The sequence below is a fragment of the Brevibacillus gelatini genome (assembly GCF_050920745.1).
In the GTDB taxonomy this organism is placed as follows: domain Bacteria; phylum Bacillota; class Bacilli; order Brevibacillales; family Brevibacillaceae; genus Brevibacillus; species Brevibacillus gelatini.
This window is the reverse complement of record NZ_CP154342.1, coordinates 2,706,479-2,726,967: the sequence shown is the minus strand read 5'-3', so window position 1 is coordinate 2,726,967 and position 20,489 is coordinate 2,706,479. Positions and strand designations below refer to the sequence as shown.

20 protein-coding genes are annotated in these 20,489 nt (G+C 50.7%); all 20 read left to right on the top strand.

All coding sequences use genetic code 11. The annotated features are described in order from the left end of the window. Positions 1-19 precede the first annotated feature (19 nt). The 20 genes from ylqF to dprA all read left to right on the top strand — a co-directional run bounded on the left by ylqF (position 20) and on the right by dprA (position 20,477). Positions 20-913: a ribosome biogenesis GTPase YlqF gene (ylqF, locus tag AAFJ72_RS13030; protein WP_432774258.1), complete on the top strand. Its 894-nt coding sequence runs from the start codon at positions 20-22 to the stop codon at positions 911-913. Positions 914-988: 75 nt separating this feature from the next. Beyond that, positions 989-1,765 (top strand): ribonuclease HII, encoded by a 777-nt coding sequence (locus AAFJ72_RS13025; protein WP_432774257.1) that lies wholly within the window; start codon positions 989-991, stop codon positions 1,763-1,765. Between the two features lie 34 nt (positions 1,766-1,799). Further along, on the top strand, positions 1,800-3,746 hold the full coding sequence (locus AAFJ72_RS13020) for a hypothetical protein (protein WP_432774256.1): 1,947 nt from the start codon (positions 1,800-1,802) through the stop codon (positions 3,744-3,746). Further along, on the top strand, positions 3,743-4,027 hold the full coding sequence (locus tag AAFJ72_RS13015; protein ID WP_122905714.1) for an EscU/YscU/HrcU family type III secretion system export apparatus switch protein: 285 nt from the start codon (positions 3,743-3,745) through the stop codon (positions 4,025-4,027). The genes AAFJ72_RS13020 and AAFJ72_RS13015 overlap by 4 nt, the downstream gene beginning before the upstream one ends. After that, entirely contained in the window at positions 4,024-4,398 is a 375-nt protein-coding gene (locus AAFJ72_RS13010) for a YraN family protein (protein ID WP_432774255.1), read from the top strand. The genes AAFJ72_RS13015 and AAFJ72_RS13010 overlap by 4 nt, the downstream gene beginning before the upstream one ends. A 331-nt stretch (positions 4,399-4,729) precedes the next feature. Next, on the top strand, positions 4,730-6,082 hold the full coding sequence (locus AAFJ72_RS13005; RefSeq protein WP_432774254.1) for an Ig-like domain-containing protein: 1,353 nt from the start codon (positions 4,730-4,732) through the stop codon (positions 6,080-6,082). Positions 6,083-6,257: 175 nt separating this feature from the next. Beyond that, entirely contained in the window at positions 6,258-7,031 is a 774-nt protein-coding gene (locus AAFJ72_RS13000; RefSeq protein ID WP_432774253.1) for a nucleotidyltransferase domain-containing protein, read from the top strand. Between the two features lie 48 nt (positions 7,032-7,079). Continuing rightward, positions 7,080-7,310 (top strand): hypothetical protein, encoded by a 231-nt coding sequence (locus AAFJ72_RS12995; protein WP_432774252.1) that lies wholly within the window; start codon positions 7,080-7,082, stop codon positions 7,308-7,310. Positions 7,311-7,450: 140 nt separating this feature from the next. Further along, positions 7,451-7,642 carry a hypothetical protein gene (locus tag AAFJ72_RS12990; protein ID WP_122905710.1) on the top strand — a complete coding sequence of 64 codons (192 nt, stop codon included), beginning with the start codon at positions 7,451-7,453 and terminating at the stop codon, positions 7,640-7,642. Positions 7,643-8,179: 537 nt separating this feature from the next. Continuing rightward, a complete protein-coding gene (locus AAFJ72_RS12985) occupies positions 8,180-9,727 on the top strand; it encodes a YifB family Mg chelatase-like AAA ATPase (RefSeq protein WP_432774251.1) in 1,548 nt (515 codons plus the stop codon). Positions 9,728-10,371: 644 nt separating this feature from the next. Beyond that, complete coding sequence (locus tag AAFJ72_RS12980; protein WP_432774250.1) at positions 10,372-11,562, top strand: ISL3 family transposase; 1,191 nt, start codon at positions 10,372-10,374, stop codon at positions 11,560-11,562. 820 nt (positions 11,563-12,382) lie between these two features. Further along, positions 12,383-13,105: an EAL domain-containing protein gene (locus AAFJ72_RS12975; protein ID WP_432774249.1), complete on the top strand. Its 723-nt coding sequence runs from the start codon at positions 12,383-12,385 to the stop codon at positions 13,103-13,105. A 15-nt stretch (positions 13,106-13,120) separates the two neighbouring features. Beyond that, positions 13,121-13,492, top strand: coding sequence for a hypothetical protein (locus AAFJ72_RS12970; RefSeq protein WP_432774248.1), 372 nt, complete (start codon positions 13,121-13,123; stop codon positions 13,490-13,492). After that, a complete protein-coding gene (locus AAFJ72_RS12965) occupies positions 13,489-14,298 on the top strand; it encodes a GGDEF domain-containing protein (protein ID WP_432774247.1) in 810 nt (269 codons plus the stop codon). Before AAFJ72_RS12970 ends, AAFJ72_RS12965 begins: the two co-directional genes overlap by 4 nt. A 150-nt stretch (positions 14,299-14,448) precedes the next feature. Continuing rightward, complete coding sequence (locus AAFJ72_RS12960) at positions 14,449-14,763, top strand: YbjQ family protein (protein WP_122903354.1); 315 nt, start codon at positions 14,449-14,451, stop codon at positions 14,761-14,763. Between the two features lie 185 nt (positions 14,764-14,948). Next, entirely contained in the window at positions 14,949-15,857 is a 909-nt protein-coding gene (locus AAFJ72_RS12955) for an AlbA family DNA-binding domain-containing protein (RefSeq protein WP_432774246.1), read from the top strand. A gap of 24 nt (positions 15,858-15,881) precedes the next feature. Continuing rightward, complete coding sequence (locus AAFJ72_RS12950) at positions 15,882-16,937, top strand: hypothetical protein (RefSeq protein ID WP_432774245.1); 1,056 nt, start codon at positions 15,882-15,884, stop codon at positions 16,935-16,937. Positions 16,938-17,125: 188 nt separating this feature from the next. Beyond that, entirely contained in the window at positions 17,126-18,286 is a 1,161-nt protein-coding gene (sucC, locus tag AAFJ72_RS12945) for an ADP-forming succinate--CoA ligase subunit beta (RefSeq protein WP_122903357.1), read from the top strand. Positions 18,287-18,330: 44 nt separating this feature from the next. Next, entirely contained in the window at positions 18,331-19,233 is a 903-nt protein-coding gene (gene sucD / locus AAFJ72_RS12940; protein ID WP_432774244.1) for a succinate--CoA ligase subunit alpha, read from the top strand. Between the two features lie 128 nt (positions 19,234-19,361). Then, entirely contained in the window at positions 19,362-20,477 is a 1,116-nt protein-coding gene (gene dprA, locus AAFJ72_RS12935) for a DNA-processing protein DprA (RefSeq protein ID WP_432774243.1), read from the top strand. Positions 20,478-20,489: the final 12 nt, after the last annotated feature.

The following is a 20,489-nucleotide window of genomic DNA, read 5'->3' as shown; positions in this document are numbered from 1 at the left end:
TCAAGGTAGGTGAGACAACATGACGATCCAATGGTTTCCCGGACATATGGCCAAGGCGCGCCGCCAGGTGACGGAAAAGCTGAAATTGATTGATGTGGTGATCGAGCTTCTCGATGCGCGGCTGCCCCTTTCCAGCCGGAATCCGATGATTGACGAGATTGTCAGTGACAAGCCGAGATTAATTTTGCTGAACAAAGCCGATCTCGCGGACGAGAAGGCAACCGAAGAATGGATGGCCTATTTCCGCAACGAGGGCATTCGCACGCTGCCGATTGATGCCTTGAGTGGAAAAGGCGTAAACAAGCTGCCGGAGCTGTGCAAGGAGCTGGCGGCAGACATGCTGGCAAAGCGCAGCGAACGCGGAATGCAGGCACGAGCGATCCGCATCATGATTTTAGGAATCCCCAACGTCGGAAAATCGTCGTTGATTAACCGCCTGTCCAAGCGTTCTGTTGCGGCAACGGGCGACCGTCCGGCTGTCACGAAGTCGCAGCAGTGGGTGAAGATGGGCGACACGCTTGAACTGCTCGATACTCCGGGGATTCTCTGGCCCAAGTTTGAAGATCAGATGGTTGGCTTGCGCTTGGCGGCAAGCGGTGCGATCAAGGACGAACTGCTTGACTTTACAGAAGTAGCGCTGTTTGTCATCAGCTATATGATGCACTACTATCCGGAACGCCTGATCGAACGCTTCAAGCTGAAGGAGCTGCCGGAAGATCGCATCGCCATGCTGGAGGAGATCGGGAAAAAGCGCGGCTGCCTCATTTCGGGCGGCAACATCGATTACGACAAGGCGGCGGAAATCTTTTTGCGGGAGTTGCGCTCCGGGAAGCTCGGGACGATCTCCCTGGAACGCCCGATTGACTGGGAAATGGACGAACCGATCGGCAAGCCGCTCTCGCTTATGGAATAACGATTGGCGCACACGAAAAACCTGTCTATCCATTGCTGATAGACGGTTTTTTTCATAAGAAGGAGAAATGAGTCAATGAATCTGGCAGATATGTCGATAAAAGAAATACGGATGGCGATCGAAAAATTGGACGAAGTACCTAGTGATTTTCTACAATGTTTGCAAGCGGACAAACGGGCAGGCGTGCAGGCGCTGGCGAAGCAGGTGGAAGCGGCGAAGGCTCGGCAGGCCAAGCTTCAGCAACAATGGACCGAGATGAGTACATACGAACGCGCACTCTATGCGGACGGACACCAGCACGTATTTGGGGTGGACGAGGTAGGGCGCGGGCCATTGGCAGGACCTGTCGTGGCGAGTGCCGTCTGCTTGCCAAAAGATTTTTATTTGCCAGGCTTGAACGATTCGAAAAAGGTTCCGGTGGCGACACGTGAGGCGTTTTACGAAGTGATTATGCGGGATGCGGTTGCAGTTGGAATCGGCATCGTCGACGCTGCGCGGATTGATGCGGTCAATATTTTGAACGCGACCAAGGAAGCGATGAAAGCAGCCATCGAAGACGCCGGGGTGCCTGCTGATGTGCTTTTGATCGACGCCGTGCAACTGGCAGGAGTGTCCTGCAAGCAAATCCCGATCATTGGCGGCGATGCGAAAAGCGTATCCATCGCAGCAGCGTCCATCGTGGCAAAAGTGACGAGAGACAGGATGATGGCGGAGTACGCCAAACAATACCCGCAGTACGGCTTCGAGAAAAATGCGGGCTACGGGACAGCCGAGCATCTCGCAGCCATTGCTGCATACGGACCGACACCGCTTCACCGCATGAGCTTTACCGGGGTGAAAGAACAAGCCTGACTGACTGCACAGCACTTTCGAAGGAGGGGAATCCATGTTTTCCACGTCGCAAATCATGTCGTCTTTCGTGCAAAAGACATCTTCGGCTAATGTCAAACCGGTAGAGCTGACGCCCGGACAAGTATTCAAAGGCACGGTGGTCAAGCATTACCCGGAGCAAATGGCACTGGTCCAGATCGGCGGGATGCAGGTTCTGGCCAAGATGGAGGCGAATCTTGAAGCGGGTCAAAAGGCGTGGCTGGAGGTTCAGCCTTCTACTGGAGTCGTAACCTTGAAAGTGCTGGACACGCCTGCGGAAGCGAATGGAAAGGAAGCATCGCTGGAAAGCCTGATGCGCTCGCTCGGCATTGCGGAGACAAAAGAGAGCAAGGCAATCGTACAGGCGCTCGTGAATGCCAATTTGCCTGTCACCAAGGAGATCGTTCAGGCTTTTTCGCAGGTGGCAGAGCGGATCGGGATGGATGAGCGGACGGTCGATGCTTTCCTCTTGGCGATGAAGCGCAATTTGCCGTTGACGCCGGATTCGGTTGCGGGACTGAAGGCGTTTGTGTCCGGCAAGCCCTTAAGTCAGGCGATTCAGCAGTTTTTGCAGGAAGCGACGCTGTTTTTGAATCAGAAGGAAAATGCCGCCAAGCCGCCTGGACAGCCTTCTGCTTCCGGGCCAGGCGCAGCGGGAGCGATGAGCGCGGATGTGCGGCAAGTGGTCGGTCAACTGAAAGACAAGCTGGCTGCCCTGCCTTTGCTGCTGCCGACAGCGGAAAACGCCAAGGATGCGGCTGTCTCCAACAAATCAGCCGCGCCGGGAAATGCCAGTCAAGGTACAGCACCAGCCGTACCAGGGAATGCACCCAGTCAAGGCACAGCGCCAGCGGCGACAGGCAATGCCAGCCAGTTCCCTTCCCCGGCGTTGTCTGCAAACGTGCAAGGGGCGGCGTCAAACGCTTCTGTAGCTCCCGGATCAATCGGAATGCCGTTGGCGGGAGCGCAAGTGCCAGCCAGCCAGCCGGCTGACGGTTCGGGAAAAGCGACCAGTCTGCCAGGTGCTTTGCCAAAAGCAGGGGCGAGTGAAACGCCTTCCAGCGCAGCTTCGGCAAATGGCATGCGCCAGGCGGGAGATGTTCCTGAGCAGACTGGCGGCGCTTTTCCAGCGGGAGCAGCTTTGGAAGGGACGAAAAACAGCCAGCAGCCTTCCGGACTTTTTCCCGGGCAAAATCAGGGGGCAAATATCGAGCTTCCCGCGACAGCCAGGGCTATTGACACTTCTGGCGGACAACAGGCGAATGGCGCAATGCAGCCGCCTGTGACGGGGACTGGAGCAGGCGCACCCTCCACTAACCCGCTCTTCGAACTGTTTCGGCACTTGGGCATCAACCATGAACGCGAATTGATGGGGCAGGCGCTTGGCCAGCAGCCAGTCGATCCGGGAGCGCACAAGCAGCTCGAAACAGTGAAATCGTTGCTTTTGCAGATCAGTCAGGCTCCTGCGCAATCCGTGCCGACCGCGCTGCGCGAGGCAGCCGAACAATTGCTGCAGCAAGTAACCGGACAGCAGTTGATGATGGTGCAGCCGGGCAACCACACTTTGTCACAAATCGTGCTGCAAATTCCAATTCGCCAGGCAGAAGGCGATGAGACGGCTTTTGTGCAGATCGAAGCGAAAAAGCAAGGAAGCGGCAAGCTGGACCCGGAAAACTGCCGCTTGTTTTTCCATCTGGAGCTAAAGGGCATGGGGACGACGATGGTCGACGTCGGGATTGTGAACCGGATCGTCAACCTGCAAATCTTCAATGATTCTCCCTGGCTGGAGGCACTGGCCCAGGAAACGAAGGATCAGTTTGCGAAGCAATTGCACGACGTGGGCTATCATTTGTCCGCCATGCGCATTCAGCCGATACCGGACAGGCAGAGCAGCAAGCCGGGAGTGAGTCAGGCCAAAGGAGCGATTTTTGCCGATTACAAAGGGGTGGATGTGCGCATATGAACCAATCCCCTGACAACAAGCGGAAGCAGGCAGTAGCGCTCAAATATCAGGCCGGGGTCATGGAAGCGCCAAAAGTGGTCGCAAAGGGGAAAGGTTTCGTTGCCGAGAATATGCTGAAAACAGCCAGAGAGCACGACATCCCCATTCAGGAAGACCCTTCGCTCGTAGAAGTGCTGGGAAAGCTCGATCTTGACCAGCAAATTCCACCTGAGCTGTATCAGGTAGTGGCGGAAGTTCTCGCCTTTGTGTACCGGCTCGACAAAGGGGGAGCCAAAAGATGAGCAACCATCGCAGGCTTCTCGGACAACGAGGCGAGCAGCTCGCGAAGCATTATTTGTTGCAAAAAGGGTATCAGATCATCGGGCAAAATGTACGCACGAGACAGGGCGAGATTGACCTGATCGCCCAGGATGGCCGGACTCTGGTCTTTGTAGAGGTTCGGACCAGGAGCAGTCTTGCCTGCGGTACAGCCGCCGAATCTGTGACGTGGAGGAAAAAGCAAAAGCTGCGCGAGCTGGCTGTCGCTTATTTGCAGGCCCAGCCGCGGCAGGTGCCTGCTTTTCGCTTTGATGTCGTCGCCATTTTCCAGCCCGGCTCGACCCGTGGCGAGCATATAGAACCGACAATCGAGCATTTTGTAGGGGCCTTTTAAAAAACGGGCTCCGAGCTGCCTGGATAATGGGGATATGTCTACAGCAACGGTCACTGTACCTGCGTACAATGTACTGTACTCGACGCGATGAAACTCCTCCAAGCATCATCATTGGCCTTCCAGGCATAGGCTGGGAGGCATTTTTCTTTTTGCCATCATAAGTTGCAAGGCCGACAAGCCTGGTTTGTTCAACGAGCGAAACAGTAGTCTCTTTAACACCTGACAAAAGTTTTTTTAAAAACAAATGTTTTTCTAAAAAACTTGTGATTTCATGTGACGTTTTTCCATTTTACTCGTCCTATTTGATGAAGCAAACAATGTGGAGGATAACATGAAGCTGACAAAAAGAAATGTCATGAAAAACGTTTCACTCGCTGTCGCAGCCATCTGCGCCGTTCAGTTCGCCGTAACGGGCATTGCGTCTGCACAAGTACCAACCGTCCAAGCCGCAAGCAGCTATGTAGCAAAAGCCGCTTCGAGCGGGCTTGAGGCACCTTCGTATAATGCGCAGGTAACAATCGGGACGCCGTTCACCTTGCAGGTGACATACGACGGCCGTCCGCTGGATCCATCGCTGGTAAGCTGGACACCTGCCAGCAGCTCGATTGCAACCATTCGCAATGGGGTCATAACCGCACATAAGACGGGCATGTATGTCATCACCGGGAAATACAAGGGCGATTCAATCCGCATTCGTGTTTCCGTGAGCGAAGAACCGAAACTGGAAGCATCCAGTACGTCTGTAAGCATCAAAAAAGGCGATACGAAAACGATTACGCTGAAGTACGGCAACAAAACACTATCCAGTCTCGATGCGAACTGGGAATCTTCTAATGAATCTGTAGCGACCGTAAAAAGAGGAGAAATTACGGCGAAAGCAAACGGTACCGCCGTTATCACGGCCAAGTACAAAGGCAAGTCGGTCAAGATTAACGTGGATGTAGTCGACAGCCAATCCGGCAAGCTCCAGGCTAACGACAGCAAAATTTCGCTGAAAAAAGGCGAAAAGAAAACGATCAAGCTGACCTACGACAAAAGCACACTTGCCGGATCGAAGGCGACCTGGAAAACATCCAAGTCTTCCGTAGCGACTGTATCGGATGGGGTTATTACGGCAAAAGGCAAAGGTAAGGCAACCATCACTGCGACATACAAAGGATACAAAGCAGAGATTGAAGTCACCGTTGACAACGGCAGCGCGGCTCTGCTGGAAGCAAGCGACACCAAATTGAAGCTGAAAAAAGGGCAAGAGGAAACGATTACGCTCCGTTATGACGGCGAAAAGCTCAAAGGCTCCAAAGCAGAGTGGAAAACATCCAAATCATCTGTCGCGACTGTTGACGACGATGGCGTTGTGAAAGCGAAAAAGAAAGGAACCGCAACGATTACGGCTACGTACAAAGGAGAAAAAGTCGAAATCGAGGTTACGGTAGACGACAAAGGCAGCAAGCTGTTGGAGGCAGACGACACCAGCCTGAGCCTGAAAAAAGGGGAATCGGAAACAATCACGTTGACCCATGATGGGAAGACCCTCTCCGGTTCAAAAGCGAGCTGGAGCACGTCCAAGTCTTCGGTCGCCACTGTTTCCACGAGCGGAAAAGTAAAAGCGAAGGCAAAAGGAACCGCAACGATTACAGCCAAATACAAAGGCGAAGAAGTAAAGATCAAAGTCACTGTGAAATAACGCAGGAAACTCGCTCGCTGAATCCAGACTAACGGGTTCAGCGAGTTTTTTTCAGGCTGGGCAGCCGGAAGTAGATCCTTGAGGCCGACACTGCTACAATCAGGACTGACGGTAAAAATTGGGATGACACGTGTGCGTTTGTTTTGCGCTCAGAAATGTTGGGAGAGATGGCAAGATGCAGGAACTCATCAAACAAAAACTGCGGGAGATCGAAAACGAGCACGAACTGAAGGTGCTGTTTGCCGTCGAGTCCGGGAGCCGGGCCTGGGGTTTTCCCTCGCAGGATAGCGACTACGATGTACGGTTTGTTTATGTGCGGAAGCCGGAGTGGTACCTGTCCATTGATGACAGGCGGGATGTCGTGGAGCTGCCCATAGATGAAAGGCTCGATATAAACGGCTGGGATATACGAAAGGCGTTGAAGCTGTTTCGCAAAGCGAACCCGGCTCTGCACGAATGGCTGGCTTCCGGTATCGTTTACCGGGACGAACTCGGATTTCGCGCGGAACTGCTTCAAATGCGCAACGAGCTGTTTTCGCCAAAAACAGCGATGCTCCACTATTTAAGCATGGCGAAAGGAAACTGCCGCAAGGATTTGCAGGGGGACCGCGTGCGCATCAAAAAATACTTTTACGTCCTGCGCCCGATCCTGGCTTGCGAATGGATTCACAAATACCGGACAAATCCGCCGATTCTGTTTCAACAGTTAGTAGACGAGCTGGTTACAGATGCGGACCTGCGGCGGGAAATTGACGAGCTGCTGCGCCGCAAAATGGCGGGAGACGAGCTTGACCTGGAACCAAGGATCGAAGTGATTCACGCGTATATTGACGAGAAACTGGAAAAATGGAGCGCTTGTGCGAGCGAGTACACAGACAGCATCCCCGATTGTACAGCCAGGCTGGATGCGCTGTACCGCCGCTATTTGCGCCTGGCCTGGCCGAAATGACGCGAGTGTCACATGAGCAGCAAAAAGCACGGGGATGGGGGAGCAGGCATGGAGTTTCATACGGATGTTGAAGTTCTTTTTCACGGTAAAAATCTGCTGGGGCAGCCGTATCAGGAGGTAGAAGCGTTCGTGCGGGAGCATGATCCTGATTTGCAAACGACTGGGGATGGTTTTACTTCGTTTCGCTATGGCTTTGGCGTCTACGCTCCCTATGCGTTTGAAGACGAGGGTCTGCCTGTGGAATCCGTTATCGTCTTTGAAAAAGGCTACTACGCGTAAGTGCCAGGATACCACTAGATGGCGCGGATGAATGGAAAAGCAAGCTCACGGTCGATTGCCCGGCAATTATTTGGTATAATGCCGTTGGTATATACGATTTTTCCTAACGATTATTTTTGAGCGAAATGAGGATTTTCATCATGAAGAAAAAGCTGGTACTCGTATTAGACGTAGAAAAAGCAGACAAAATCGACATGCAAAAGCTGGCCGACTCGCTGTCGGATGCCATTCAAACTGTAGAAGGCATCGTCTTGCACGATCTCGTCATGTTTGACAACGATGAAAACAATGCGGACAAGCTCATTGCCAATGTGAAAAAGGAGCTTTCTTAAAAACAAACAGCTCCAGGCCGCGCTTCGTTTTGAAAGGACGATGAATTGGGCGATGGGGGGAGTTGCTGCAGCGGCAAATGGGCAGTCAAGTCAAGGAGCAGAAGACTCGCGCTTGGTGTAGCGGGTCTTTTTGTGTTGGGCGGATGCTGCAGGGGTCAGCCGGGTGTAAAGAAATGCTTGCTTTTTCTGGTAGTGGCTGCCCAAGCACTGCTCGCCGCGCTGTCAGTGTCAATTCTTGTTTTTTCTCAGCCAAGTACCTTACATGCCCCAATGCTTTCTGTTTGGCTTCTTCACTTAGATTGTCCAGGTCGTAGAATAATAGGCTTTTCAAGCACTCATTTAACGATTATAACACCACCTAATAAACATGATGACTTCACGAGGAGTGACATTGATAAATAGCAAAGTGGGTCAAGTCTAATTAGAGGGCTTAAAAACTCCATAAACCTAGCGCTACGCATTCACATCCCCACCCCCGCAATAAACTTGCACACCCCCACTTTCTTTTCCTACGCTAAAAGCAAAGGGGGAGAGAATATGTACGCATGCAGCTATTCCGGGACCGTTCTCGGCATAGACGGGATGATGGTGAGCGTAGAAACGGACATTGCCAATGGACTGCCGCAGTTCGATCTTGTGGGGCTGGGCGGCTCTGCCGTGAAGGAAGCGAGAGACCGCGTTCGTGCAGCTTTGCGCAATGCTGGCTACGATTACCCGATGCAGCGAATTACGGTCAATCTGGCGCCAGCGGACCAGCGCAAGGAAGGCTCTGGCTTTGATCTTGCCATCGCGTTTGGCATTTTGCTTGCGTCCAAGCAAATACTGCCCCGCGAAGAGCGCATTTTGATTCTTGGAGAGCTTGCCCTCGATGGCTCTCTGCGTCCTGTGACGGGCGTTCTCCCCATCCTGCTGGAAGCGACGAAGGCGGGCTTTACCCATGTCATTTTACCAGAGGCAAACGCCTCCGAGGCGCATCTGGTCGAGATTATCGTCTTGCCTGCCGCCAATTTGACGGAAGCGGTGCAGTATTGGAAAGAAGGACTGCAGCCCAAAAATCCGCAAGCTGCAGCATCTGCTTCAACGCGAGCCAGCCAGGCCCCTGTGGCCCCGCAGGCACCGGATTTTGCGCATGTGTACGGTCAGCGCTTCGTCAAACGCGGGCTGGAGATCGCGGCAGCCGGCTTTCACAACGTCATTTTGGTCGGACCGCCCGGCTGTGGCAAGACGCTGCTGTCCACCTGTCTGCCAGGCATCATGCCTCAAATGACGATGGACGAATCGTACGAGGTCACGAAAATATACAGCATTGCAGGTCAATTGAAGCGCGATGGCGGACTCATTCAAGAAAGGCCGTTTCGCGCTCCACATCATACGATTACAGCTACAGCTCTGATCGGGGGAGGGGCACAAATTCCCCGACCGGGCGAATGCAGCCTCTCACATGGCGGAATTTTGTTTTTGGACGAGATGCCGGAGTTTTCCCGCCACGTCCTTGAGGTGCTGCGCCAGCCACTGGAGGCTGGGATTGTGACGATTGGCAGGGCAAAGCAGGTGTTTACCTTTCCGGCAAGATTTTTGCTGATCGGGTCGTGCAATCCTTGTCCGTGTGGATTTTTCGGCACCCGGGAGAAGCAGACATGCTCCTGCACACCGCAGCAAATAAACAAATACCGCTCCAAGCTGTCGGGGCCGCTGTTGGACCGGATTGACCTGCATATCGAAGTCCCGCGTGTGCCTGTGCAACTGCTGCACAACCGTGTCAAGGAAGAATCATCGCGCGACATCCGGGCGAGGGTTGAACAGGCGCGGGCTATTCAATGTGACAGGTATCGGCATCGGCCAGGCAGCCCGTTCAACAGCATGATGAATGCGGAAGAGCTGCAAAGGTATGCCAAGCTGGACAAAGAAGGGCAAGAAATATTGCAACTAGCGTTTGAGACGCTGGGGCTTAGCGCGAGGGCGTACGACAGAATCGTCAAGGTGGCGCGAACGATTGCGGATTTGGAGGGAGCAGCGCGGATAGAGGCTGCGCACGTCGCGGAGGCGATTCGATACAGGGCATTGGATAGGGGGCTGTCATTTTGATTGCGTGAGGGTTACAGTTACTTCTATTTTTTAATGAAATACCGGAACTTGAACAGGTGACAGCATGAATCAGGCGGTTCGCTTAGGGGAATCCATTATCCATAACATCATCCATAAGAAGAAAAGTTTGGTGAATACTCTGGTCAGTTCTTTTGACCATATGCCAAAGACCCGCGCAACGAACAATTATATAGCGAAGAGGAAAGAAAACGGAAAGGGAAGAAACCGGAGAAGGAAGAAATCGTACGATCTCGCTGCCGTTGCAGAAGAGGGAGCTTGTCTGCGGTGCGCACTCTGAGACGGGGCTGTCTCAAAAGTCGCTTTCATGACTTAGAGATGCCCCTTTTTGAATTTCAAAAGCCTTGATAAACCAATGTTGCCGATTTGGTGATTTTGGCTTATTGGGACTTTTTCGACAGCCACGTTTTTTGTTCCGTACAACAGAAACTGCCCTACAGGAAATCGGTCCGCTAAGTGAATTCGTTGCAAGAGAATCGACACAAGTGGATCGAAAAAGGAAGACAGAGATACCATTTACAAATTACAGATTCATCACCATAACCCGTGCTAGACATTGAAAAAACGCAGATGTTCCTTTATCGTGGGAGTTGTCGAGACAACCACTGAAAAGGAGGAAATCTGCGTTGTGCCTTGATTTTAGCACAGACTTTATCAGACTTCCATCATTCCATCTCACACATTGGGAAAAAACAAAGGAAACGGATTGGATCGCTGTTCTGGAACCGCATTCTGCCTGTCATCTTTGTCCGATCTGCCTCGGAGCCAGTACCAACCATGCACGTCCTGGACGGCGTATTCTTCGTCATCGTTTCGTTCCTTCTTGGGGGACCGTCTGGGTATCCGTTCCCGTGTATCGCCAGCGCTGTGCTAGTTGTATGCTTACATGGACAGTGGAATGGAACGGTATCCCGCCTCGAGGATCCGTGACCTCTGCTTTTCAAGAGATGGCGGTGGATATGTGCCGCAGTCGGGATTTGCTCTCGGTTGCCAAGCAATTGAGTGTGGCCTACTCGACACTCGAACGCTGGTACTACCAACTGGCCCCCCAACGCCTTGCTCAACCAAAAGAACATGAAGCTCCTGAAGTGGTCTGTCTGGATGAGTTTGCTCTGCAAAAAGGACATAAGTATGGCGTGAACCTCATGGATGCTCAAACCGGTCATATCTGGCAAGTCACAGAAGGACGTTCACGTGAACAAGTACGAAACGCGCTGCAGCAATGGCCTTTTCGTAAGGCTCCCCATGTAGTTGTCACGGATTTGGCTCCAGGAATGGCTGAAACCGTACGCCAGGTCTGGAAGCATACCCTTGTGGTAGCAGATAAATTTCACGTGATCCAGCTTTTCTCTAAAGCGTTGGAAGCTACCCGAAAACGCACTCATGCTCGTGGAACACATCGTCGGGGCAGACATGAGCAACGCCTGCTCCATACGATCCCTGACAAGCTGAAGCCCGAAGAGCTTCAGGAACTGAAGATTTGGTTAGCAGAAGATCCACATCTGGAACGACTCTACTTTGCGCTTCAAGACATAAGAACCGTGTATGCCGTTGAAACCCAAGAGGCAGGGGAGGAAGCGCTTCAGAAATGGATTGTCGACCATCTCTATTCTCCGACTCCTGCGGTTCGTTCCATTGCCAAAACGATTGTCCAGTGGCAAGAGCCCATTCAGCATTATTTTTCCTTTCGGGTAACGAATGCCAAGATTGAAGGGACACACAACAAAGTGAAGGTAATCAAACGAAGAGCCTACGGCTACCGCAATCTAGAGAGATTCAAGATTCGCATTAGACTGGAGTGTAAACCGGCTACATAACTACGAAAAACTGCGATAGAGGGAGATCAAGCACGTTTTATGGTGAAGAGCTAAATTACAAAAAAATCATCAAATTTCTGGAAAAACCATCTTCTTTTCCGCGCGATATGGTATATATTGTAATTAGTTGGTTGAATGACTGACTCTTTGTAGTGCCTTCCATACATAAAAATCTGGGTTGGAATAAGGGAACGCACTGGAATTCACATCCAGAAGAAGCTTTCCCGGATGCAGAAGCAACGACGAGGCACTTTCGCCACATTCACTCGCATCATTCACTCACCTCGAACCTCATCAATTATACAAAATTTGGAATTAACAATAGTAACCCGACCATAATAACGAAACCGAATGTCATCGCCATCCCCCTTTCCTTTACAAAACACCTTTCCCAACCAGTATAAAAAAACAGCAAAATGCCCAAGCAGATCGGTTCAAGTAGATCAACCGAAGAGCAACAAAATCACAACAAGGCGAAAAATAATTGTTCCATATAGAAAAAAAGCCTTCCCATTCGCAGAAAATTATGCCCACTTATCCAAAAGTTGCTTTTTTTTGAATAGGGATTTAGTATGATTTGGAAGGGAATATGTAAAACAATGGCGAATTACTAGGAACAAAGACACAGGTTGTCGAATGAACTGGAGATTTTGTGAACTCTTTTACCTAGTGATTGCGCCAAAAACTTTTTTGGGCTTGCGATCTAACTGGTCGCTTCACTTCCCAATACTTCCAATGAACTGGGCGTACATCCTATGCACCTCTCACTTGGGAAGCTTTCTCTGTGTTCATATTTGCTAGGAAAGGGAAAGGAAAATTGATGGAGAGCTTTGCGGAACTATTTGAGAAAAGAGAGTATTATCATGCGTTTCAGCCCATATGCCAATTCCCTGATAAAAAAAGAATAGGGTATGAGGTGCTGCTCCGAAGTAAATCAGGTCGAAACCCGGAGCTGTTGTTTGCGATGGCCAAGGAAAAAAGAAAGTTGCCAGAGCTGGATACCCAGTCTTTTCGGCATGCGCTTTTGTCTTTTTTTCGTTCATCCATGGAACACACACAGGAGCTCCTGTTTGTCAATATTTTTCCGTCCACGATCGTGGAAGATTCGTTTCCAGGATTCATTGAGGAAATCAAGCAAGCTTTTCTTCCGTATTTGAAAAGAATCGTTCTGGAAATAAACGAATCGATCATGGAAGGGGAAGGTTGGCATGACCCTGTTTTTACCAATCGGATTCGTGAATTGAAAAAGATGGGGTTTTTGATTGCGTTGGATGATGTAGGGGATGCAGCGAATATTTTTCAAAAAATAACGGATCTTTCGCCGGATTTCATCAAGATCGATCGGTTCTATTCCAAGGATCTTTCGACTTCGCAAGAAAAACAGACAGTCATCAAGCTGTTTGTTGACTTTTGCAGGTACGAGCCTCAACTCATTCTTGAAGGAGTTGAAGAAGAAGAAGATTTTGCTTGCGCCTCTTCATTGGGAATCGCAATGGGACAAGGATACCTTTTCGGAAAACCGGATCGCCTGCGGGAAGAGTAAGAGGGGAGAGCAGAATTGGAGGAATTACTGATGTTTGGTGATAGTAGCGTATATTCAAGGAAAGCCACTCTATCCTTAAAAATTTCCGAGTTTGAAGTGCCTCCGATGCAGGATATGCTGATTATTGGCAGAAAAGCGCCAATTGGACCGGAAGCGGTACGGAGGATGGCAGAGGCGCTGTCTCCGGAGCAGTTTACCCTGCTGAAAATCGATCATCCGAAGATCGAGGCGGTGCTTTTGCGAAACTCGATCCTGCAGATGATGGACGAAAAACTGCTGATGAAAATTATTCTTGAGGAATCAGAGCGGATGATTAGCGAATCAATGGTATTGCGTTCTGAACTAAAAATTGCGTTGTCTGTACAGCGTGAGGTGGATTTGCTATGAACATCTCCGAAATCATGAATCCGACGATCTATTCCATTTCCTCTGACAAATCCGTTTCCCATGCTGCGAAGCTCATGAGTGAGTATCAAATGGATTCGCTGGTTGTCATTGACCATGGAGAGGTCGTCGGTTTAGTGACTTCCCGAGATGTCCTGACTGCGCATCCAAACCGGATTGTTGCCGATGCGATGTGCAACGAGGTGCATTACCTGCTGGCGGATCAGAACATTTGGGAGGCGCACCATTACTTTCTCAATGAAAATGCCCGACTGGCCATTATCCTCGACGACCAGCAAGTAAGCGGGATGATTACGAAAGAAATCGTCGACATGCAAATTGCCCAATACAAAGACCCGCTGTCCGGTCTGTATCGGGCGCCTTATATCCAATTTATCGGGGAGAGCTATTTGCAGAAAAAAATCCCGTTTCACCTGCTGTTCATCGATTTGAACAATTTCGGCAGAATTAACAAGCAATACGGTCATCCGTTTGGCGATGATGTCATCCGGACCTATTCGGCCGTTCTTTCCTCGGTTGCCGAGGATCAGGGAGGCCACCTGTGCCGTTATGCGGGGGATGAATTTGTCTTGATTTCTACTGCTCCTGACGCGCTTGTCGAACAGTATATCGAGCTGATTTCCCGACCGACCGACGTGCTGGACATTACGGTTTCTGCAGCCGTCGGCCATGTGAACGGCTACAGTGAGCCTGATTTCTTCAGCCACTCCTGGAGGGAGCTGATCGCGCAAGCAAGTCTTGCATCATCGGCGATCAAGGCACAGAGGTTGGAGTCTTCTTTTTCCTGAATGGTTACGATTACGCTGCTGGCTAAGGCGTGGGTACGGCCTACAAGAGGAAGCCGCCCGCTAAAATGGGCAGATGAAACCGACGCAAGGTTCATTCGTATTACCTATATGTCAGAGTGGAAATGAATTCGGTCAGAGGAGGCCTATTACATGATTATTTCTACAACCAGCACGTTGCAAGGAAAAGAAATTGAAGCCTATTTGGATATCGTCAGCGGAGAAGTCATCATGGGAGCAAACGTGGTTCGCGACTTTTTGGCAGGAATCACGGACATTATCGGTGGCAGAAGCGGCTCCTATGAAAGCAAACTGGCAGAAGGACGCGAGCTGGCGCTGCAAGAAATGAAGGAAAAAGCACGCGCGCTCGGGGCAAACGCTGTCATTGGAGTCGATCTCGACTTCGAAACGCTGCGAGAAGGCATGATGATGGTCATCGCGACCGGAACCGCTGTTCGAGTAAAATAAGCCGGCAAACGCCCGGCTTTTCTTTTTTTGTGCAACACTTGCGAGCGCTTCAAGTCAATGAAAGCGAAGGGAAGCAAGCGGCGTTCCCAGCTGATTACAGAAAAAAACTGGTCAATCTCCAAATAGTTGCGTTAAAATATGACCAAACAATGACAAGGATTCCAAACAAAAGAACGAGGGAAAACATGCGCCATATTTGTTCCTTACTCGCCGTTGTCCATGAACTGACAGAACAATCTGTGCGTTTTGACTTGTACCAGGAGATTCGAAGAACGACCACTGTCCGAGAGTTGCTAAGGCCAAATGCCCAGTTGCCTCGGCACTATTTTGACTATTTGTTTCATTCCGGCGTGATGGATGTGGAGAACGATCCCCCTTACCAGCCAGGGATGATAAAGCCGGCTTCAATCGGAATGAACATCCGGTCACTCGGCGGCAACGTATTGTTTGACATGTGCTTCTCTCCCCAGACGTATAAATTATGGCAGAATACAGATGCGAGTCTGGAAGACCTGTCTTTGCCGCCTGATATTTTTGAAGAGTACGTGTATCGCCTGGGGGCCATCAGCAGGTTTCGCTACCTTGGGCGGGTAGACGATCCGCTCGTGGCGACGTCGCTTGGCGAAAATGACATGATCGAATTCAAGCGCGACTTTTTGCTGTCCAAAGGCGGAATCATTAAGACAATTGTCGCATTCGCCAATTCGAACAATGGAAATCTCTTCCTGGGGATTACCGATGAAGGGACCATTTGCGGCATCGATCACGAAATCGAACAGTACGGCGATCCGGATAAATACATACTGGCCATAACACAGTACATTCAGGACAAGACTTCGCCATTCATCACACCGTTTCCAAAAATCTCTCTGAAAAAAGTGGACGGCAAGCATGTTGTCGCGATTTTTGTGGAGATTGCCTCCGAACTGATTTGCGGTCTGGATAAAAATAGCGAGAAATACGTCGTCATCCGCACGAACAATCGCTCGGTCGTAGTCAAAGACCCGCATCAAATAGGCGAAATTTACGTCAAACGAAAACTTGGCAGTGAGATCAGCCGACGATTGGGACTTTTGCAGAATCATCGGGCATGATGGATATTCGAAGGAGGGTGCTGCATGGTATCGTCTTTGCGTGCTTACCTGTTCATTGTGATGGTCGCAAGTATGATGATTGCCGGTTGTGCACAGACTGACAAAGTGCCAGCCGACATGAGTAACCACATCGAGAAAGAGCTTGATGCGGTGGAAAAAGTAACCGTCATGTCAACAGATGGGCAGGAAGTGATGCTGGATTTGCCGACATTCATGAAGGAACTGGCTGGACAGGGCAAAGATTTGCAGCTTTCAGAAACAGCCTTGAAGCAGGAAGACGTGCGCTTTACGCTCGTCCTGTACCGCAAGCAATTGGCCCCGCTCGTCGTGGCCGTTGGAGACGGGGCCAGCCAGTTTGGCGAAAATACATATCGCGGTGCAGGGGCAGTCGCCTTTTATCAATGGATTCAAAAGCTGACAGGAAAAGGATTGTTGTCGCAAAAAATCAACACCGTCCTGCTCTCCGCCGAGGACATCTCCAAAACGAGGGTGCTGGGAGAGACAGAAATGGAAGCAATCCGTACAGTGCTGGCAGCGGCAGTGCCCGAGACAGGGGCGACCCAGAAGCAGTATCCACTCTACCCGAATTACCGTTTGCGCATTAATTCCGCAGAAAGACCGCTGGAAGTGACCGTGTTGACCCCAACCTTAATCAGTGTGCCGTTTGGAAAAGAAACCCACACGTTTCACGTGGACGGCGAGCTCTTTTCCAGGCTGACAGAGTGGATTCCTCCGGCTGAAATGGAAGAAAAGCAGTTGGAGCAGCTTTTCAAGGCAAGCAAGATTCGGATTGCCCCGACAGGCGCCATGGCTGTGGAAGGTCTGGAACTGGAAGTCAGGAAGACGACCGTGGAACAAGGGATTGCCCATCAGGCCGTGCGCCTTTTGCAAACGGCAGAGTTGTTGAAGGAAGCACCAAAAGAACCGGGACCAGAGCAGTACCGCTTATACTTTACCGTGAGCGGGAAAGAGCACGAATTGATTTTGTATGACAATCATTTCCAAATAGACGCAAATTGGTTCGCTCACCATGAAATGGCCGACGCGATGTGGAAATTGTTGCAAAGTGCTAGAAAATGATGGGTTTTCCTCATGAAGTTTCGAAGTTATGGTCACGATAAGGAGAACATATTACTACCACTTTTGCATTTTTTGTCGTAGAATAGTTACGTTGCACTGATAGTGGCAGCTATTGACCGAAAGAAGACAGTTGTCTTTTGGCCGGTCTAAAAGCCTGCCGATCTTTATCTGCCATAGGAGGATGGAGAATGAACATTCATGAGTATCAAGGCAAAGAGATACTTAAGCAGTACGGTGTAAAAGTTCCAGAAGGTCGCGTAGCTTTCACAGTGGATGAAGCTGTTGAAGCAGCGAAAGAGCTGGGCACCCAGGTTGTTGTCGTAAAAGCGCAAATCCACGCTGGTGGCCGCGGTAAAGCTGGCGGTGTAAAAGTAGCGAAAAACCTGGACGAAGTTCGTACATATGCCAGCGAAATTCTTGGCAAAGTGCTGGTAACTCATCAAACAGGTCCAGAAGGCAAAGAAGTAAAGCGCCTCTTGATCGAGCAAGGCTGCGATATTAAAAAAGAATACTACGTGGGTGTCGTTGTTGACCGTGCGACAGGCAGCGTAGTGATGATGGCTTCTGAAGAGGGCGGTACAGAGATCGAGGAAGTAGCAGCAAAAACTCCGGAAAAAATCTTCAAAGAAGTGATCGATCCGGTAACTGGCCTGAACGCGTTCCAGGCACGCCGTCTGGCTTATGCAATCAACATCCCGAAAGAACTCATCAACAAAGCAGCGAAGTTCATGATGAGCCTGTACCAGGCATTTGTTGACAAAGACTGCTCTATCGCGGAAATCAACCCGCTTGTTGTTACTGGCGACGGTGAAGTAATGGCACTCGATGCCAAACTGAACTTCGACAGCAACGCTCTCTACCGTCATCCTGACGTTGTAGCTCTGCGCGACCTGGATGAAGAAGACGAGAAAGAAATCGAAGCGTCCAAATACGATCTGTCCTACATCGCTCTCGATGGTAACATCGGCTGCATGGTAAACGGTGCTGGTCTTGCTATGGCTACCATGGACATCGTGAAATTTTACGGTGGAGATCCAGCCAACTTCCTCGATGTAGGTGGCGGTGCGACCGAAGAAAAAGTAACTGAAGCGTTCAAAATCATCCTGCGCGACGAAAAAGTAAAAGGTATTTTCGTCAACATTTTCGGCGGTATCATGAAATGTGACGTTATCGCAAACGGCGTTGTGAATGCAGCGAAACAAATCAAACTGGACAAACCGCTCGTTGTACGTCTCGAAGGTACAAACGTAGACCTCGGCAAGAAAATCCTCAACGAATCCGGTCTGAACATCGTTGCAGCTGAATCCATGGCTGATGGCGCTGAGAAAATCGTATCCTTGGTAAAGTAAGCAATTGCGAGTAGATACGTAAAAAAAGGTGGGAAAAAAACGCGATGAGTATTCTCGTTAACAAAAATACAAAAGTAATTACCCAAGGGATTACCGGTGCAACAGGTTTGTTCCACACTCGCGGAGCCGTTGAATACGGTACACAAATGGTTGGTGGCGTGACGCCAGGAAAAGGCGGAACCGAAGTAGACGGTATTCCAATTTTCAACACCGTAGCAGAAGCAGTTGAAAAAACAGGTGCAAATGCTTCCGTTATCTACGTTGCTCCTCCTTTTGCAGCTGACGCAATCATGGAAGCGGTTGACGCTGAATTGGATCTGGTTATCTGCATCACCGAAGGTATTCCTGTCCTCGACATGGTAAAAGTAAAACGTTACATGGAAGGCAAGAAAACCAAGCTGATCGGACCTAACTGCCCAGGCGTTATCACTCCGGGCGAGTGCAAAATCGGTATCATGCCAGGCTACATTCACACCCCTGGTAAAGTGGGTATCGTATCCCGCTCCGGTACCTTGACTTATGAAGCGGTACATCAAACTAGCACTCGCGGCATTGGTCAATCCACTGCTGTCGGTATCGGTGGCGACCCGGTAAAAGGAATGGAGTTCATCGATGTACTGAAACTGTTCAACGAAGACCCAGACACAGAAGCGGTTATCATGATCGGCGAGATCGGTGGTACTGCGGAAGAAGAAGCGGCTGAATGGATCGCAGCCAACATGAAAAAACCAGTAGTAGGCTTCATTGGTGGACAAACTGCTCCTCCAGGAAAACGCATGGGTCACGCTGGTGCGATCATCTCCGGCGGTAAAGGTACAGCTGCTGAGAAAATCGCGAAACTCGAAGCGTGCGGCATCCGCGTAGCGAAAACACCAGCAGTCATCGGTGAAACACTGGTTGAAGTGCTGAAAGAGCGCGGCATGCTGGATAAAGTGTTGAACAAGTAATCGTTTTGATAAAGAAGTGGACAGGCAGATGCTTGTCCGCTTTTCTTTTTTGAAAGAGGCATCTGTCTTTCGCTACAATAGCACTCGAAGCCGACCAAGGAACGCTTGGCATGCAAGGAGGGTGCTTGATGGACAAACCGAAAATCAGTGAGCGAGATTGGCTGTATGTGCTGGCGATGACGCCGGGCCTGGGTCGTCGAACCATCAGGAAAATTGGCGAAACAGCCGGGTCATTTCAAAACGCTGTCGATCATTGGCTAATGATCGGGGAAGAGTTGGGGCTTTCTGTCGAGCTTGTCCAGCGCGTTGATAGGAAAACAAATGCTGCGGCTGTCATGCCCTTGTTGGCAAAAAGGGAAGCGGGTCCGATTCGCTATCTTTGCATCCTTGACGAGGACTATCCCTCCTTGCTGCGGCATATTCCCGATCCGCCGCTGACGCTGTTTTACCGCGGTGATTGCAAGTTGCTTGCACAGGCTGCCATCGGAGTTGTCGGCTCGCGCAAGCCAACGCCGTACGGGCGGGCAAGCTGCGCGTATTTGGTGAAGGAGCTGGCGCAGGCCGGTCTTGTGATCGTATCGGGCCTGGCTTATGGCATTGATGGCGAAGCTCACCAGGCCGCACTCGCAGCAGGAGGAAAGACCATCGCCGTATTGGGCTGCGGCCTGAATCATGTTTATCCGCCAAGACATCGTGCGCTTTACGAAAAAATTGAATCTTTCGGACTACTTTTGTCTGAATATCCACCTGATACTCCGCCCGTCCCAGGGCTGTTTCCGGAACGAAACCGCATTATCAGTGGGCTCAGTCTTGGCGTAGTCGTCGTGGAAGCGGCTGAAAAAAGCGGATCGCTGATTACCGCGGACTGTGCGCTGGAGCAAGGACGCGATGTTTTTGCCGTTCCAGGCCCCATTTTTTCCTTGATGAGCGAGGGTCCGCATAACTTGCTCAAACAAGGAGCAAAGCTAGTAACAAGAACCAGCGACATTCTTGAGGAATTGCCGCTTGTGTATGCGGGCGGTACAGATACAGCTATCGCAGACAGAAAAAATAGCAGTTCCACGACGCTTTCTGCGGAGGAGAGCGTGATTGTGGAGGCGATCACATACGAAGGTGTGCATGTAGATGAGCTAGTGCAGCAGTTGGAGCCGCACCAGCGCAAAAACGTGCATCAATTGCTTATCCAGTTGGAGGCAAAAGGGGTGCTCGCTGCACTGCCAGGGGGGTATTTTGCGCGTCGCTAAGGAGTGCATGCC